Origin of the sequence: Chroococcidiopsis sp. [FACHB-1243] (assembly GCF_014696895.1) — a bacterium.
Classification (GTDB): Bacteria; Cyanobacteriota; Cyanobacteriia; order Cyanobacteriales; family Chroococcidiopsidaceae; genus Chroococcidiopsis.
The window spans coordinates 56,500-73,692 of sequence record NZ_JACJQX010000011.1 but is presented as its reverse complement, the minus strand read 5'-3'; the positions used below and the strand labels follow the sequence as shown (position 1 = coordinate 73,692).

General features: G+C 45.2%; 19 protein-coding genes and 1 pseudogene. 14 read left to right on the top strand and 6 right to left on the bottom strand.

The annotated features are described in order from the left end of the window. Positions 1-162 precede the first annotated feature (162 nt). Positions 163-726, bottom strand: a complete 564-nt coding sequence (locus tag H6G17_RS10335; RefSeq protein WP_192156777.1) for a GNAT family N-acetyltransferase — start codon at positions 724-726, stop codon at positions 163-165. Positions 727-860: 134 nt separating this feature from the next. Continuing rightward, positions 861-1,302: pseudogene (locus H6G17_RS33410) on the bottom strand (TIGR00730 family Rossman fold protein); the annotation flags it as partial. A gap of 57 nt (positions 1,303-1,359) precedes the next feature. On the opposite strand from H6G17_RS33410, the gene H6G17_RS10325 reads away from it, so the two are divergent. The 3 genes from H6G17_RS10325 (at position 1,360) to rdgB (ending at position 3,780) form a co-directional block, all read left to right on the top strand. After that, positions 1,360-2,796, top strand: a complete 1,437-nt coding sequence (locus tag H6G17_RS10325) for a phosphoglucomutase/phosphomannomutase family protein (protein ID WP_192156775.1) — start codon at positions 1,360-1,362, stop codon at positions 2,794-2,796. A 136-nt stretch (positions 2,797-2,932) separates the two neighbouring features. Beyond that, on the top strand, positions 2,933-3,160 hold the full coding sequence (gene nrtS, locus H6G17_RS10320) for a nitrate/nitrite transporter NrtS (protein ID WP_106544174.1): 228 nt from the start codon (positions 2,933-2,935) through the stop codon (positions 3,158-3,160). A 14-nt stretch (positions 3,161-3,174) separates the two neighbouring features. Then, positions 3,175-3,780, top strand: coding sequence for an RdgB/HAM1 family non-canonical purine NTP pyrophosphatase (gene rdgB, locus H6G17_RS10315; RefSeq protein ID WP_192156773.1), 606 nt, complete (start codon positions 3,175-3,177; stop codon positions 3,778-3,780). A gap of 63 nt (positions 3,781-3,843) precedes the next feature. Here rdgB and H6G17_RS10310 read toward each other — a convergent pair whose 3' ends face one another. The 3 genes from H6G17_RS10310 to H6G17_RS10300 form a co-directional block, all read right to left on the bottom strand. Continuing rightward, a complete protein-coding gene (locus H6G17_RS10310; RefSeq protein ID WP_039717719.1) occupies positions 3,844-4,182 on the bottom strand; it encodes a P-II family nitrogen regulator in 339 nt (112 codons plus the stop codon). A gap of 252 nt (positions 4,183-4,434) precedes the next feature. Further along, entirely contained in the window at positions 4,435-4,911 is a 477-nt protein-coding gene (locus tag H6G17_RS10305) for a hypothetical protein (RefSeq protein WP_206757153.1), read from the bottom strand. Between the two features lie 261 nt (positions 4,912-5,172). Then, positions 5,173-6,675 (bottom strand): phenylacetate--CoA ligase family protein, encoded by a 1,503-nt coding sequence (locus H6G17_RS10300; protein ID WP_192156765.1) that lies wholly within the window; start codon positions 6,673-6,675, stop codon positions 5,173-5,175. A 208-nt stretch (positions 6,676-6,883) separates the two neighbouring features. Between H6G17_RS10300 and msrA the strand changes: the two genes are divergently transcribed. The 6 genes from msrA to H6G17_RS10270 all read left to right on the top strand — a co-directional run bounded on the left by msrA (position 6,884) and on the right by H6G17_RS10270 (position 11,152). Then, positions 6,884-7,540, top strand: a complete 657-nt coding sequence (gene msrA, locus H6G17_RS10295) for a peptide-methionine (S)-S-oxide reductase MsrA (RefSeq protein ID WP_192156918.1) — start codon at positions 6,884-6,886, stop codon at positions 7,538-7,540. 505 nt (positions 7,541-8,045) lie between these two features. Then, on the top strand, positions 8,046-8,840 hold the full coding sequence (gene crtW, locus H6G17_RS10290; protein WP_192156763.1) for a beta-carotene ketolase CrtW: 795 nt from the start codon (positions 8,046-8,048) through the stop codon (positions 8,838-8,840). A 44-nt stretch (positions 8,841-8,884) separates the two neighbouring features. Further along, positions 8,885-9,688 carry a bifunctional hydroxymethylpyrimidine kinase/phosphomethylpyrimidine kinase gene (thiD, locus tag H6G17_RS10285; protein ID WP_242038327.1) on the top strand — a complete coding sequence of 268 codons (804 nt, stop codon included), beginning with the start codon at positions 8,885-8,887 and terminating at the stop codon, positions 9,686-9,688. 170 nt (positions 9,689-9,858) lie between these two features. Then, positions 9,859-10,209, top strand: coding sequence for a YtxH domain-containing protein (locus H6G17_RS10280; RefSeq protein ID WP_039716885.1), 351 nt, complete (start codon positions 9,859-9,861; stop codon positions 10,207-10,209). Next, complete coding sequence (locus H6G17_RS10275; protein ID WP_192156761.1) at positions 10,163-10,744, top strand: DUF948 domain-containing protein; 582 nt, start codon at positions 10,163-10,165, stop codon at positions 10,742-10,744. The genes H6G17_RS10280 and H6G17_RS10275 overlap by 47 nt, the downstream gene beginning before the upstream one ends. Positions 10,745-10,867: 123 nt before the next feature. Then, positions 10,868-11,152 carry a DUF427 domain-containing protein gene (locus H6G17_RS10270; RefSeq protein ID WP_192156759.1) on the top strand — a complete coding sequence of 95 codons (285 nt, stop codon included), beginning with the start codon at positions 10,868-10,870 and terminating at the stop codon, positions 11,150-11,152. Between the two features lie 254 nt (positions 11,153-11,406). Here the strand turns inward: H6G17_RS10270 and H6G17_RS10265 are convergent, their stop codons facing one another. After that, entirely contained in the window at positions 11,407-11,658 is a 252-nt protein-coding gene (locus H6G17_RS10265; protein ID WP_015154855.1) for a hypothetical protein, read from the bottom strand. A 66-nt stretch (positions 11,659-11,724) separates the two neighbouring features. Between H6G17_RS10265 and H6G17_RS10260 the strand changes: the two genes are divergently transcribed. From H6G17_RS10260 to H6G17_RS10245, 5 genes are all read left to right on the top strand, one after another. Next, complete coding sequence (locus tag H6G17_RS10260) at positions 11,725-12,966, top strand: hypothetical protein (protein ID WP_192156757.1); 1,242 nt, start codon at positions 11,725-11,727, stop codon at positions 12,964-12,966. Positions 12,967-12,990: 24 nt separating this feature from the next. Next, the gene (locus tag H6G17_RS34010) at positions 12,991-13,125 is read left to right on the top strand and encodes a hypothetical protein (protein ID WP_277875969.1); all 135 of its coding nucleotides are present in this window, start codon (positions 12,991-12,993) and stop codon (positions 13,123-13,125) included. Between the two features lie 21 nt (positions 13,126-13,146). Further along, entirely contained in the window at positions 13,147-13,911 is a 765-nt protein-coding gene (locus H6G17_RS10255) for a pentapeptide repeat-containing protein (protein WP_192156755.1), read from the top strand. A gap of 90 nt (positions 13,912-14,001) precedes the next feature. Further along, positions 14,002-14,634: a TenA family protein gene (locus H6G17_RS10250; RefSeq protein WP_192156754.1), complete on the top strand. Its 633-nt coding sequence runs from the start codon at positions 14,002-14,004 to the stop codon at positions 14,632-14,634. 71 nt (positions 14,635-14,705) lie between these two features. Then, positions 14,706-17,174: an alpha-amylase family glycosyl hydrolase gene (locus H6G17_RS10245; RefSeq protein ID WP_192156753.1), complete on the top strand. Its 2,469-nt coding sequence runs from the start codon at positions 14,706-14,708 to the stop codon at positions 17,172-17,174. The last annotated feature ends 19 nt before the right edge of the window (positions 17,175-17,193 follow it).

The following is a 17,193-nucleotide window of genomic DNA, read 5'->3' as shown; positions in this document are numbered from 1 at the left end:
ATGAAACTGAGTAGTCCTAAAACTATAGCAATAGATTGAGGAAGACTAGTTGATAACTTTGCGCAATCTTCTTCGCGCCTTTGCGTCTAACGCTTCGCTTCGCCTTCGGCTGATGCGTGACACAAATCTTATCTGTGAAAGCAACTCAGTCTAAATTTAATTTTAGACAGTTTTTATGTGCAAACTATACAAAGAGCGATCGCGCTGATACTCTTCGCGTGAAATAGCATAGTACAACAAGTCCAATCCTTCTTTATTTACGCGCTGAACAAATCTCATCCCTACCCTTTCCATTACCCGCACCGAAGCAACATTTTCAACATCAGTATTAGTAATAATCCGCTGAAATTTATGTTCAGTAAATCCATATTGAATCATAGCTATTGCAGCTTCTGTTGCTAGTCCTTGACCCCAATATTGAGGTGATAAGCCATAAAGTAATTGTAATTCTGGTGGATTGTCGTAGAAGAATCGGAAACCACAGAAACCAATTAAGTTTGAATTTTCTTTAAAAAAAATACTCCACTGACCAAAACGGTGTTGTTCAAAACACTTAGTATTATTGTCAATTTCTGTGGCAACCCACTCGCGCGACATAATGTTATCATCGCACAAGTATTTTCTAACTTGAGGCTCGATAAAAATGCGGTGCAGATCATCTAGATCTGCTACTGCATAGGGACGGAGTTTGAGGCGAGATGTATGAATTTCTATAAGAGGAAACATACTTACTATTAGTCCGCGTAGGCAGACTTGGTTTGTGTAGTCGCGAATTGTATTCGCCTAATATTCAATTACTTACTACACTTATATCGAACAAACTTCGGCAATAGTTTAAGATATGTATCGCCAACGAAAATTCAAACCTTAGTATCTTGCCTCAACCACTTTTCAACGGTTATCGGGTGATAGCTAGCTAATAAATCAAATAAATCTTCTGGTAACGACGATTCTAATACCAAAAAACGCAATTCCGCTCTTAAAAACTCTTCTGTGACGGCGCGATCGAATAACTGTAATAGCGGATCGTAATAGCCTTCAACATTTAATAAACCTTGGAGTTTTTGATGCAATCCCAACTGCGCCCAGGTGAGAATCTCGCAAAATTCTTCCAACGTACCATATCCCCTCGGCTAATTCTGTCATTAAAGCTTTGCGATCGTGCATGGAATCGACGACATGTAGTTGCGTCAGTCCGTTGTGGGCAATTTCCTTGTCAACCAAAAACTTGGGAATGAACCCAATTACCTCACCACCTGCGGCTAAAGCGGCATCGGCTACCATACCCATTAAATCTACATTATTGTTTATTAAAGCAGAGATGTTAAGATCCAGCGTTAGGGTTCTGGGGTAAATACCATGCCAGGAATTGGCAATAAAATCAAGTTTGGTACGGATGGTTGGCGCGGTATCATTGCTGATGAGTTTACATTTGAACGCTTAGCGTTAGTTGCACCGATCGCCGCTCAAGTTTTAGCACGAACGTACGGCAATACTACAGGTAGTAATACGATAATTGTGGGCTACGATCGCCGCTTCATGTCAGAAGATTTTGCCCGCGCCACAGCCCAAGCCGTGACAGCGGTAGGGTTTGACGTACTGTTATCAGAAACTTACGCACCAACTCCAGCTTTTAGTCTAGCGGCAAAACAGCACAACGCTCTGGGCGCTTTAGTCATTACTGCTAGCCACAACCCAGGTAGCTATTCAGGCTTGAAAGTTAAAGGCGCTTTTGGCGGATCTGTCCCGCCAGAGGTGACAAAGAATATTGAATCTTTATTAGATTATCCACCCCCTACCAGTGCTAATTCTGGGAAAATGACAACATTCAATCCTTGGACTAGCTACTGTGACACTCTACGGGCAAAAGTCGATCTCGATCGCATTCGTTCGTATATTACTCAAGGTAAACTCACAGTCTTTGCTGATGTGATGCATGGTGCAGCCGCAGGAGGACTAGCACAGATATTAGAAGTCCCAGTCAACGAACTTAACAGCGATCGCGATCCGTTATTTGGTGGCGGTGCGCCAGAACCATTACCAAAATACCTTTCCCGTTTATTTGAAACTATCCGTACCCACAGTGCTGAAAAAGGTAATTTGGCTGTAGGTTTAGTATTTGATGGCGATAGCGATCGGATTGCGGCTGTAGACGGACAAGGTAATTTTCTTAGTTCCCAAGTCCTGATTCCCATTTTGATCGAACATCTAGCCGTGAATCGCGGTATGAAAGGCGAACTCGTCAAAACTGTCAGCGGTTCTGACTTAATGCCCCGCGTTGCAGCTTTACACCAAATTCCAGTTTCCGAAACTCCGGTGGGATACAAATATATTGCCGATCGCATGTTAGAAACTCAAGTCTTACTTGGGGGTGAAGAGTCAGGCGGGATCGGTTATGGAACCCACATTCCCGAACGAGATGCTTTACTTTCTGCTCTTTATGTGCTGGAAGCCGTCGTGCAATCTGGACTAGATTTAAGCGCCCTCTACCAGCAACTCCAGTCAAAAACTAACTTTCACTCTGCTTACGATCGCATCGATCTACCCTTAGCAAGTATGGAAGTGCGATCGCGTCTCTTGGATCAGTTGCAATCTCAGCCCCTTAAAGAAATTGCTGGAAAAGCCGTAGTCAATTGTCAAGCTATTGACGGCTACAAATTCCGCTTGGATGATGATAGCTGGCTGATGATTCGCTTTAGCGGTACTGAACCTGTCTTGCGCTTATACTGCGAAGCACCAACAATTGAACAGGTGCATCAAACCCTCAATTGGGCAAAGGATTGGGCGGAAAGCTAGGGGACAAGGGGGACAAGGGAGACAAGGGGGATTTTAGATTGAATTTGAAATCTAAAATCCAAAATTGATTCACAGGACACTCTTGACTCTTGATTCTTCAATTTAAAATTCCTTGGCTGGTCTTCGTTACTTTTCCATGAAAGCGATCGCAGGATACCTCCGCAGTTTGTTCAAGCGAGAATTTGTCTTTCCAGGTTTGAAAACCGCTCTATTTGTAGGCACGATCTTGTTTACGATTAATCATGGTGGAGCATTGCTACGTGGAGAAATGGATCGAGAACGCTGGATATCTGGACTGCTGACTTACATAATGCCTTATTGCGTCAACGTCCACGGTCAATACATAGCTCGCCGTAGGCTATAGACGGATAAAAGTAAATGAATCCAAAATCCAAAATCCAAAATTTAAAATCCCTAGTAGTTGCAACTGGCAATCCAGGTAAGTTAAAGGAAATGCAAGCTTACCTGACCGATTTAGACTGGGAATTGACCCTCAAACCGCCGGATTTGGAAGTTGAAGAAACGGGGGCTACTTTTGTCGCCAACGCTTGCTTAAAAGCTTCTCAGGTAGCAAAAGCAACTGGAAAATGGGCGATCGCTGACGATTCTGGTTTACAAGTCGATGCTTTAGGTGGCGCTCCTGGGATCTACTCTGCCCGTTATGCTAAAACCGATGCAGAGAGGATCGAACGGGTTTTACAGGAATTAGGAGACGCGACAAATAGACAGGCGCAATTTGTCTGCGCGATCGCGATCGCCCGTCCCGATGGCGCGATCGTCCTGCAAGCCGAAGGCATTTGTCGCGGTGAAATTTTGACTGCACCACGGGGGATAGGAGGCTTTGGCTACGATCCGATTTTCTACGTTCCCGATCGGCAAATGACATTTGCCGAAATGCCACCCCAACTGAAACACGAAATCAGCCATCGCGGACGAGCCTTTCAAGCCCTGATTCCCCAGTTGCAAGAAGTGATGCGTGGATAGTGACTAGCGGCTGACTCAATTCTTGTCACTGGTTCCACTAGTCACTAGTCACTGATAACTAGCCTAAACTGCCTCCAGATTCTTTTCACCTGTCCGAATGCGGACAACTTCTTCTACAGGGCTGATAAAGATCTTGCCATCGCCAATCTCTCCAGTACGGGCGGCGGCGATGATTTTGTCTACTACCATGTCTACCTGTGCGTCTTCGATGACGATCTCTACTTTGAGTTTTTGCAGAAACTCTACCGTGTACTCGGAACCGCGATAGCGTTCTGTTTGTCCTTTTTGTCGTCCAAAGCCTCGGACTTCTGAAACCGTCATGCCCACAATACCAGCATTAACGAGGGCAATTTTCACTTCATCGAGTTTAAAGGGTCGGATAATTGCTTCTACCTTTTTCAATTTTCTCACTCCCGTTTGTTTATCGTTTTATATTGGTGTGTTTTACTGCTGTGATTCACCAAATGAAAATTATCTCTTAGTTTGAGTGCGATCGCACTGTTTGAATTACTGCGTAGATTGCCTCCATCCTGTTTTTCTACACTCGATCGATCCCAAATGCAATAGCTGGAACTTATTTGTAGTATCATTCCCTCTTGTGAAGTATCGTATTGATTAATACATTTTTTAGAAGAAGGCAGTCAGTGCGATCGCTCAACGATTGGATGTTAGAGGGCGAACCAGGAGAAATCCAGTACTAAATGCTGTCACAACTACGATTGAAACTGCGATCGCCAATCCCCAGCCATTCATTCGAGTAGCGTCCGATTGGGAACGGTGATGGTGATTATCTGCTTCCACTGCTTCAACTGCTACAAATTCTGAAGCATGTCCGCCGCCAGTTTTCATTGTCACACCACCTTGGTGTCCGGCACGACCAGACGGCGGGCGCTTTGGTTTGACTCGATCCTCTCGTTCGGGGCGATCGTTTTCTATTTGGTTCGCCACAGTCGTATCAACCACTTGTTGTAGATAGGAAACGTGCTGTACGACTTTTTCAATTTCTTGGCGGAGGTGTTGATTTTGTCTGGCTAGCTGCTGATTTTGCGACTTGAGAGCGTCAATTGTCTCCTGGGTAGCTTGCAACTCCAATGCCAATTCCCGATAGACCGAAAGTGGCACAGAGGGCATATAGTTAGGAGAATTTGTTGGATGATGATGAGCAGAGCTGGAGCTAGATCGCATGGTTAGCGCCGTCAAAAGAAATATTCGCCACCAGTTTAGCCAGATTTTGCTACTTTCACAGCTAATTTGTAATATTTATCAGTTATTAGAAAGCAGGGAGCAGGGGGAACAGAGCAGAGGAAGCAGGGGAGCAGAGGGGCAGAGGAGATTCAACAATTTCCGACTTACGACTTACGACTTACGACTTACGACCTACGACTTACAACTTCATCTTGTATATCGATGCTTGACTCCTACGGGGAAGTACTCTGGATCTTCCGTGGGGGCAAGGGAGATTTGGGGGATTTGATATTCAGGGGGAACGTAATTGGCAAATTCGCTGTTGAGTCGGAGCAATTGCGCGTGAATTGAGGTGGCGATCGCATTTCTCTTTGCTTCATTTCCCTCTACCCCTGGTGCTAACTCTACCACTATAGAGAAGAAACGGTTTCGATCGGCATCTTCCTTCACTTCCATCACGAATTTACCCGTCACCCATTCTCGAATCTGCGGTTGTTCTAAGCCAACGATGACATTTTCGGGATAGATATTTGCGCCAAAGTAAGAAAGAATAAAGTTAGAACGCCCAAACACGTAGACGAAAGGTAGAGCATGGATGCCTCCCGTTCCTTGTTGCTGTAAAGTGACGATCGGGTCGAATCCGTGCGATCGCAAAAATTCCAGCATGGCATCGTAAGTAATAATTCCACCTGTATCGGCAATGTGATATCGCACGAGGGGAATGCCATTATCGCCCGAAAACAGTAGCGTGCCGTCTTGCACTTCAAAAAAGCGGCTGAGCGGGTCGTATTGTACTAAGGTAGGTAAGCGCGATTCTCCAAATAAGCTACGGGCTACTTCTGGATGAGCTGCTAAAAATCGGCGGATGCAGATACTCAAAGGCGTTTCATTTCCTAACACGCCAGCATCAGCCGTACCGTAGAGTGAAGCAGAATCATAGCAGGGATTGTTTGCTCCCACTCGCTCCCCTACTAAACTCCGCCACTCTTCGCTGAAGACTTCTCCTGCTAGGACTAATTTGATTTGGTAGCGCTGCCACTCTATGCCGTTAGCTTTGCCAGTATCAATGACATCTTTGAGAAAGGGCGGATATCCCAGCAATACTACTTGCTCGAATAAACTACCCAGTTCTTGCACGACACGGCAGATTTCTGTTTTGTTATTCCCTGGAGTTACAACAGTGATGGGATAACCCTTACTTGCCAAGTGGCGACAGCAATCAGTTGTAAACATCCCACCTACCCAAGTTCCCAACGTAAAACAGACAACAGCTAGAGTGGGGCGGGTATCAGCAGAAAAGCTATCGTGAAATATTTGTTCAAAGCGCGTGGCAATTTGCAGTTCGTCAGTCAGGTAGCGCAACCAATACGTTGGTTTCCCCGTAGAACCCGATGATGCTGCTACCATATCGCATCTTTCTAGTTGTCCGTGCCGACAAAAATTTGGCAGGGAATGACAACGTAGGTAGTTGTCTTTTGTCAGTAGCGGCAGTTGTTGAAAGTCTGCCACAGTTTGAATTGCTGTTGGCTCGATTCCCCGTGCCGTCAAAAAAGTTTTGTAGGCTGGTACAGTTGCAGCCACATCGCGAAATAACTCTAAGGCAGCAGCTTGAGGAGAAACTTGTTGATACTTGCTTAGTTTGGTTGCTAGAGGTGTAGTGAAAAACTCTTGCAGGGCTGTTAATACGCGATCGCTTTGTTCTTGCTGCATTACCTGTGATTGTTTTCGACCAACCGGATTGGAACGATCTTATCAAGACTATTGCAACAAAGTCGATTTACTTAAACCACTTTGTTATTTCATTCTTCTTGTTTTTTTGCTGATTGCTTTTCTCGGCGATCGTGTTGTTACTCACTAAAATCTCTACAATGTTAAGTAAGGTAAAGCTGTTGTTTAGAGATTGAGAGTTAGGAAAACAATAATGATATTCGGATTTGGTAAAAAAATCGCTATGCCTTCTCCCCAGGAGGCTTTACCCGGACGGTCGCAAGCAATGCCCGTACCTCAGACTCACTACACAAATGGAAATCCTCTCAAGCCGCCATATCCTGCTGGTATGGAGACAGCAATGTTCGGTATGGGCTGTTTCTGGGGTGCAGAACGCAAGTTTTGGCAGTTAGATGGCGTTTTTATCACTGCTGTTGGCTACGCGGCTGGCTATACGCCCAACCCCACTTATAAAGAAGTTTGTTCGGGGATGACAGGTCACAATGAAGTTGTGTTTGTCGTCTACGATCCCAAAGTCATTAGTTACGAACAATTGCTGAAAGTTTTCTGGGAAAACCACGACCCAACTCAGGGTATGCGACAAGGAAACGATGTCGGAACCCAATACCGTTCGGGAGTTTACGTCTACTCTGAAGAACAGAAACAATTAGCAATAGCAGCGCGAGATGCCTATCAGCAAGCCTTGACTCAGGCAGGATATGGCAAGATAACTACTGAAATTATTGATGCTCCCGAATTTTATTGGGCAGAGGAATATCATCAGCAATATCTGGCAAAGAATCCTGGCGGGTATTGTGGTTTAGGGGGTACGAACGTTGCTTGTCCAGTGGGATTGATGGCAGGTTAGTATCAAAAAGGGTGCGTTAGTCACGCACCCTACCATGAAGAAGATTTATAAAAATACCTAAAAATCAAGTTAATAATTACTCAACTAATTTTATTCTTCTTGACGCGATCGCAATAAATTATCTTTAAAGTTTCACTCCGATAACACATAAAGTTTTTCTTAAAATTTTCTAACGCGCCTCTCTACCTTCTATGTCTTTGTTCGTAAAGCTTTTTACCATCAAGCAATCTATCGCGAGTTAGATGAGAATTTTTTTTATTCTCATTTGAATTGCAATAGTAAAAGCTTTGCATTGTCTGAATTTCTCTTTAATTCAGACAGACCTTGCTGCACGAATAAATATTTCAAATCTAACTAAAGAGCTATTTTATATCTACTGAAAACACATCTATCTTTGGATGTTTAACAAAAATTAACAAACTCGTATATGATAAGGGAGGTTTGCTTAAAATGTCCTCGAGTTTGGCTTGTCTACTTCTACGTTTGCTAAGGATTCTACTCTGACATGGTTGCATCAATTCCGAACCCCTTACAACAAAGTGCTTTAAACCAAAGTGAAACGCGATTGAATATTAGTTATTCATATACATATAAGGGGATTGTAATTGCCTTAACGATTATCGTGACTTGGATAGTTAGCTTATGCCTTCTCCTCTCAAGTCATCTAGAAAAACTGGGAATCTGGGGAATTCTATTAGCAATAGTTTGGCAAACATTTTTGTATACAGGCTTATTTATTACAGCCCATGATGCCATGCATGGACTAGTCGCTCCAAATCATCTCCAAATAAATCGCTGGTTTGGTAGATTAGCAGTTAATTTATATGCTTTATTTCTTTATAGTCGATTGCTACAAAAACACTGGGCGCATCACCGACATCCAGCCAGTCAACTCGATCCCGATTTTCACAACGGCAAGCAGAAAAACTTTTTTGCCTGGTACTTGTATTTTATTGGAAACTATTGGAGTTGGCGACAAATCATTGGATTAACACTCCTTTTTCATGGTGCAAATGTATTATTAAATATATCTAGAGTCCACCTCATTTTATTTTGGGCGTTACCAGCAATTCTCAGTTCGGTACAGTTGTTTTACTTTGGTACGTTCTTAACTCACAGAGAACCAAGAGCAGGCTACGAAAATATTCATCGCGCCCAATCAACTCATATAGTGCCTTTCTGGTCGTTTCTTGCTTGCTACCACTTTGGATATCACGAAGAACATCACGAATATCCCCAAGTTCCTTGGTGGAAATTACCAGAAGTCTATAGGATGAAGAAAGGAAGCAGGGAGCAGTGAATAGTGACGACAACCAACAACCAACAACGAATGACAAATGACAAATGACAAACGTAGCAATGACAATTGCGGGATCGGATAGCGGCGGCGGGGCTGGAATTCAAGCAGATCTGAAAACTTTCGCCTTCCATTGCGTACACGGTACAAGTGCGATTACTTGTATCACGGCTCAAAATACTTTGGGTGTTATGCGAGTTGATGCTTTACCTGCTGCTGCTGTTGTTGCTCAAATTCAAGCGGTGGTTGAGGATATCGGGGTTCAAGGTGTAAAAACCGGGATGTTGCTCAACCGGGAAATTATTACAGCTGTATCCCAGCAAGTTGAGAGCTTAAGTATAGATAAATTGGTTGTCGATCCCGTGATGGTGTCGCGCACGGGAGTGCAGTTAATAGACGATGCAGCAGTAACAAGCTTGCGATCGCAACTCATCCCTCTAGCAACTATAGTCACCCCTAACCGTTACGAAGCGCAGATCTTAAGTGGGAAAGAAATTCATAGCTTAGATGACATGAAAGCTGCGGCTGAGGACATTTTTCGCAGGACGGGAGCAAAGGCTGTGTTAGTCAAGGGTGGAGGAATGTTAGGAGAGGCGCGCGGCGTTGATATTTGGTTTGATGGCGATCGCTTGGAGATCATCACGACAACCCAAGTCGATACAAAGAACACTCACGGTACGGGTTGTACCCTAGCCGCCGCGATCGCCGCCAATCTCGCTTTGGGGAAAGAGCCATTGATAGCTGTACGACAAGCAAAAGAATACGTTACCACAGCCTTGAAACACGCCCTCAACATTGGCAAAGGACAAGGACCTGTCGGGCATTTCTTTCCTCTAAAGGAGAATTGGTAAGTCGTAGGTCGTAAGTCGTAAGTCGTAAGTCGGAAATTGTTGAATCTCCTCTGCCCCTCTGCTCCCCTGCTTCCTCTGCTCTGTTCCCCCTGCTCCCTTTCTTCACCGACAACTGACAACTGATAACTGACAACTGACCTTACAATGAGTGTAGAGTGAAAACCTCATATATGCCTAACAACCGTTCAGGAGTCTTTATCGGCGGTTTTTTATTAGGTGCTGCCGTCGGCACTTTAACTGGAATGTTAATCGCCCCACGTAGCGGACGAGAAGCGCGACAATTGTTGAAAAAATCTGCTAATGCTATCCCAGAACTAGCAGAAGATTTATCAACTAGCGTGCAACTCCAGGCAGACCGTCTTTCAGGATCGGCATTACGTAGTTGGGATGATACATTAGAACGATTGCGAGAGGCGATCGCGGCTGGGGTAGAAGCCAGTCAGCAAGAGCGTCAAGCCATCAAACGGCAAAATAATGAGATTACTTCCGATTCCCGTACTGCTTATACAGATCGCCCGTAGTGCCACTGCGATCGATCCGCTGTTTTGGCTCGGACTGTCACTACTGCTAGTTGCTATTAGCCTCACAGCAGTTTTGGTGGCAGCCGTGCCAGCTTTTCACGAATTAGCACGGGCAGCTCGCAGTGCCGAGAAACTTTTTGATACGCTCAAACGAGATTTGCCTCCAACTTTAGAAGCCATTCGCTTGACAGGGTTAGAAATTAGCGATTTGACCGATGATGTGAGCGATGGGATAAAAAGTGCGGCACAAATTGCCAAACAAGTCGATCGCAGTTTAGATCGAGCCAAGGAACAAGCAAGAAGCGTTGAGGTGAATACTCGCAGCGTCTTCACAGGTGTAAAAGCAGCCTGGAAAAATTTCACCCGTAGCACCCCTAATCGCCATAGTCGCGATCGCCTCCCAGCAGAACCGAGGCAGCCATTACCCACATACTTCAACAATAATTCAGATAGCGGCTTCGACAACGATACAGTCATCCCAGAAGAAAATCGTCTCAAATCACCCCCTTTTTATTTCGATGACGAAGAGGATTGAGTTGTAAGTCGTAAGTCGTAAGTCGTAAATCGTAAGCCGTAAGTAACTGCTCCCTGCTCCCTGCTCTTGATAGAGTCATAATGATATCTGAATAGTTTGTGAATTGAAGCAAAATAATTAACTATGGCGAAAGCAACTTGGAATGGAGCTGTATTAGCTGAAAGCTCCAAAACAGAGATCGTTGAGGGCAACCACTACTTCCCTCTCGATGCGATCGACAAGCAGTATTTTCAAGAATCTTCCACCCATACGACTTGCCCTTGGAAAGGAACTGCCAGTTACTACAACATTGTCGTTGACGGACAAGTCAACAAAGATGCTGCTTGGTACTATCCCACAGCTAAAGAGAAGGCAAAAAATATTGAGGGTTACATTGCCTTCTGGCGTGGAGTAAAAGTCGAATCATAGTCAGTCATTGGTCATTAGTCATCAGAGGTGAAAGGTGAGAGATGAGAGAAATTAGTTATCAATTACTAAGTTCTTTTACTCTTACCTTCTGTCTCCTATCTGCGGACGATCGCCGATCCTATCAGGATTTCTCGATCGTCTAGTAGCACCAGTTCTCTATCAGTACAAATGACAAATGACAAATGACGTAGGGCGTAGACACCCGAAGGGTGGCTTCTCGAAGAATAGCCCTTCCCGAAGGGTATGACAAATGACTACCTAGCCCGAGCTTTTTTTGCCTGCTTAACCAGTACGGGTCTGGGTTTTTTCTTTTTGTATTTCGGGTCTTCCACCATACGAGACATGGGAGGACGGCAAGTTTCACAATACAGAGGTCTAGGACCATAACTCTCCCGTTCCGTGGGTTGACTGCATTGCTGGCAGATGAATTTATATAACCGAGTATGAATTGTACGTTCGTGGGCGCGGACTGTGTACTCTCGAACAAAAACCTTTTTGGATGGCATGACAAACAAAACCTAGCTATGGTGTATCCAATATGCTAACTAGAAAGGAGTTTAATACTGAAAAAAATGCCTCTTCATAGACAACTTCAACACTTAATCGAAAACTTAATTGCTCTGAAAGAGCTTTACCACACCCAGCTCGTAGAGTCTGAGAAACAGGTAGCTCGCTTCAAAGAGCAATTGTCGCATGTCAACGGGTTACTAGTAGCACAGTTGGTAGAAAATCAACAGTTTGTACAAAGCCTAGTCGATATGCGATCGCAATGTCATGCTCAACTAGAAGCGAACCAACGCCAAGCAGCCCATGCCAGAGAACAAATAACTCACGTTAATGCTCTCCTCGCAGACCAAGTGAGCTTACCTCCAATGCAACATGCATTTGAGCTGCCAACGACTGCTTTTGAAGAACAGCCACGGCAAACCCTATCTGGTATAACTGCACCCGAACCCGAATCATTCTCCCAGCCTCTATCCGACCTTACCCCACCACAGCCCCAACTAGAAGCCGACCTTACCCCACCACAGCCCCAAACAGAAGCCGACCTTACCCCACCACAGCCCCAACTAGAAGCCGACCTTACCCCACCACAGCCCCAAACAGAAGCCGAACTTACCCCACCACAGCCCCAACCAGAAGTTGCCGAAACACCTCTGGAGGTAGAAGAGACAAGCGAGGATACTGCCAGATCTCCCTCAGCTATTAAAACTCCAATGAGAGCAGAATATCAAAATCTGACGAAAATTCAAGCAGTGGAAAAGCTGTTGCGGGAAAACCAGGGCAAGATTCTAACTGTGGAGTATATCATCTGGTCATTGTATGGTGACATGGATGCAGAAGCGGTCAAAGCAGAAAAACCCAGGATCTATGATACCCTCGGACAAGGTATGGATAAAGGGATTTGGGAAAAAGTTCCAGATCAAGCAGCTTGCTATACCTACAAGTTGAGCCTAGTAGAACCTACAGCAGATTCCGAATCTGCCACTACTAACACCTCCCGCTTACCCATGAGTTCTCGTCGGCGACCGTCGCGGCGTGGTAAAAGCGATGAGATGCTGCCTCGCTACAATCATCTCAGTCTGACTGCGGCTGTAGAAGTGGTGGTGAACGAGTATCCTGGTGAAGTGATTACCACTGAGAAAGTTGCCAAAGTGCTATATGGTGATGACATTGACGGACGCGCCTTAGTCAAAGCTAAAGACCGGATTGGAAAAACCCTCTGGGGAGGAGCAACCCAAGGACGATGGCAGCGCATTCCAGGTAGACTGGGCTGTTATACGCTGAGTTTGAAAACTTTGAAAAAGGGTTAGTTGTTGGTTGACGGTTAATGGTTGATGGCTATTGGTTGCTATTCTCCCTTGTCCCCCTTGTCCCCCTTCCCGACTCTTGTACGGGCGCACAGCTGTGCGCCCGTACCGACTCTCGAAAAATTCTGGGTTAAGATGTATTGTCCATCTGCGATCGCCTAGCAATTGACTCTATCCTCACCTATGAAAACTCAACTCATCGTCATCACTACTGTTTTGACTGCTTTGCAGCTTGCGCCTCCGGTTCGTGCTGGAGATCTGGAACATACTAGACAACTTCTGGCAACAAAACAGTGCGAAGGATGCGATCTTAGTGGTGAGGGTCTGGTCTTAGCTAATTTAAGTCAGGCGAATCTGCGGGGGGCGAATTTAAGTGGTGCTAATTTGAGTCGGGCGAATTTGAGCGAGGCTGACTTAAGCGGTGCAAACCTTAGTGGTGCTTCTCTGTATGGCGCAAATCTGAGTGGTGCTAAGTTGGAGCAAACAGATTTGAGTGGAGCCGATCTGCGCGATGCCTATTTAGCTAATGTAGACTTGAAGACAGCTAATCTTAGCGGTACTAGCTTGCAGGGGGCGATCGCTATTCCTACCCAAGCAGCAAAGCCTGAAGAGTTTTATCGTTGGGGCATTACTCAAGGACAAAAAGGCGACCCCAAAGGCGCAATTGGCTATTTCAATCAAGCTCTTAGCTTAAACGACAAATACGCCCCAGCTTACATGGCGCGAGGTATTGCTCGCTACCAGCTGCTAGACCGACCGGGAGCGATGCAGGATGCTCAACGCGCCAAATGGTTATTTTTACGGCAGAGAAATAATGAAGGCTATGACACCGCCCAAGCCTTTGTAAACCAACTGCAAGCACCGCAAACAGAAACACCTAAGAGCAAACCCAATTTCTTTAACTTCCTTGGTGGCGTAACTTCAGTTTTATTAAGGTTTTTGTTATAGCCTAACTAAGAGGGAGTAGGGAGCGCACGAGCGCACGAGCGCACGAGCAGTTAATTCCGACTTACGACTTACGACTTACGACTTACCCATATGTCTCTATCCAGCAAATTGTGGCAAACTAATCAAGATTTAGCTCAAGCTTGTCTAAATCATCCATTTGTCCAGGGTATAGCTGATGGAACCTTGGAGCGAGAAAAGTTTGCTTACTATGTCGGGCAAGATGCATTTTTCCTTGAAGCCTTTGCCCGTGCCTACAGTATTGCTGCTGCTAAAGCACCAGATTGGGAAGGATTTCATTTGTTTCACGGCTTAGCTGGAGGCGTACTGCAAGAACTTCAGCTTCATGCAGGGTATGCAGCCACATGGGGAGTCAATATTAATTCTGTCGAACCAGGTACAGCCACTCGTCGCTATATCGATTTTTTGTCGGCTACTGCTTGGAGTCAAGATGTGGGGTTAACCGCTGTGGCAATGTCACCTTGTATGAGACTTTATGCTTATTTGGGACAGAAGTTGGCAACTAAGGGTATTCTCACACATCAATACAGCGATTGGATTCGTACCTACAACAGCCCAGAATTTGAACAGCTAGCGCAACAACTCGAAAAATTGAGCGATCGCTACACGAGCAACTCCGATATTGTACAAAAAACTTATCGCTATGCTATGTTGTGCGAACGAGATTTCTTTCAAGCGGCTTGGGAATTGGGCGATCGACCATAACAATCGTTCGTTGGGTTTTCTTGCCACTGCTAGAGTGATATGCTGTGCGATGAAGTTCTTACTTTGACTCAATGAGTAAGTTCAACCTGCGTCCGTGGCATAGTATTCGAGCTGTTATCCAATGGCAACGCAGATGTAGGAAAGCAGGAAAACAGAGCGCGGCAAAGATTTTAATTTTGTCAGCACTAGCTTTAATAGTATTGTTGGGTACTGTATTCAGCTTCATACTAGGTGAACCAAGCACTCAAGGCAACTCCACACGAGCAGAGCAATCCCCCAGTCTTGCAATTGCCGACGCGACTAACACAAAATTAGTGAGAGAACCAGCACAATCGCAAGTGTTGTATCGAGATATTTATCTGCGCCAGCAACCTAACCGAATTATTTTCGGTAATGACAAGCTCAAACTAGAATTCGATCGCGCTACTGGACAATGGCTGGTCTTGGCTGCCGATGGAATTGCAGGTAATCTGATTGCGGCAGCAGACATTGCTCGGAACATTGATTTTCAGATTGATGGCAATTGGGCGATCGCGCAACATGGCGCTAAGTTATTGCATTATGAAACGGCGATCGATCGCTTCAGAAAGAGCGTGACGCTGAATTTATCTTTTGGCGTTGTACCGCGTCCGCATCAAACAGATTCTTCTGATGAATTTGAATTAACTGCTGCTTACACGCTTTTTCCCGACCGAGGAAGTTTAGCGCGATCGGCAACACTACGCCGAAATTTTAGCAGCGATCGCGCTTTGGCAAAACAGGTCAGAAAGCTAGAAGGTTTTCGCTTTGGACTCCCTGGAGTAGGAATTGAAAATCCCGATCTCTGTGTCGTGGATGTTCCCGGTTCCTTTTTGCCTCAAACTTATGTCGCACCCCAAACTCCATACAAAAACCTAGTTAACCAATCCATTCAGTTGCATCGCGCCCCTGATGCTGGACTGGGAATTCTAACGATGACCAACAAACAAAGGCAGATGACCTTAGCAAGTTGGATGGAGACATCGGGCGAAGTGGCGTATAACTCAACTATTCGTGGTGACGGACGCAAATTGAGTTTCTGGCATGAAAACTTACGTGCCTATCGCTTGCCAGAACAGTATACTGTCACATCTGACATTCACCATGTCGAATTAACGACTCAAGCGTTACCTGCGGCTCTAGCTCAATATCGACAAATGCTTGCCCACACGCTACCGTTAGCTACCAATACTCCACAATGGGCGCGGGAAATGGTGCTGTTAGAAGTCTATCCTCCCTACTTTCCAGAGGGTTTCAAAGGCATTACTAAAAAATTATCCTTTTATCGTAATATCGGCTTTAACACCATCTACCTCATGCCGCACTGGGTTGGTGGCTACGCACCAATCGATCTTTACCAAGTCGAGCCGTCTTATGGCACGTCAGACGATCTGCGGCAGTTGGTTCGCACGGCTCACTCTCTTGGCATGAAAGTACTATTTGACATGGTAATTCACGGCTTCGATCCGAAATCGTCAGTCCCGCAGGAGCGTCCAGATCTGTTCGTGCGTGACGAGCAGGGAAACCTAGCACGCCATCGCGAGTGGGGAAGTATTTCCACTGATTGGGCAAGTCCTGCATACCAGCAATATATGGTCGATTTAGTGCTACACGATCTCAAAACTTATAACATTGATGGTTATCGGGTCGATGCCGCAGGCTATAAAGGAGCGAGCTGGGATGCAAAAATTCCTTATCCAGCTTATCGCAGTGGTTCGGCTTCGCCGGAGTTAATGCAACAAATGTTGTCTGCCATGCAAGCAGTCAAGCCCGAAACAGTCTTGTTGAGCGAAATATTTGGACCCGTCTTTTATTCTGTCTCCAACTTAGTTCACGACAATCAAACCGAAGCCGGACAGTTTTTGCTCGATCGCATGGCAGCAGGCAAGGTTAATGCTCAACATTACAAGGCACATATTGCCAACGTATTGAGCGCTCTGCCAGCAGGAGCCAACCGCGTTTATTTCACGCGCAATCACGATACTTCCTGGTTCTATCACTTCAATGGCTACACGCCACGATTGATGGCAATGGAGGCTGTTCATGCTTTGTTTGGGATTCCCGAAGTATTTGCTGGCGATCCCAAACATAGTCCTAATCCAGACGATAATCCAGATGTTTACGAGTTTTATCGACGGCTGTTTTTAATCCGACAGCAGTTTCCCGAACTGGTGCGTGGTGAAGTATTATTGCGTGAGGTAGAGTGCGATAATTGTAGCGAACTGCAAACATCGAGAGATGAAACTGCTTTCCAAGGCGATTTTGAAACCACATTCTCTGCAAATAAGGGGGGTCTCAAAACCACAATATTTGCAAATCAAACCACAATCGCTGCAAACAAACCACATTCACTGCAAATCCAACCACATTCACTGCAAATAAGCTGTAACCCAATTCCAGTCAGGGTTACAGTATTTATAGCCGCAAAAGTGTCCAAAAAATACGAATCTTTTAACCGGACATATATATTCATTTATTTATATATAAATTGGACACTTTCGAGAGCAAAAAATTCTGTATAAGGTATTTCCTGTTTTCACA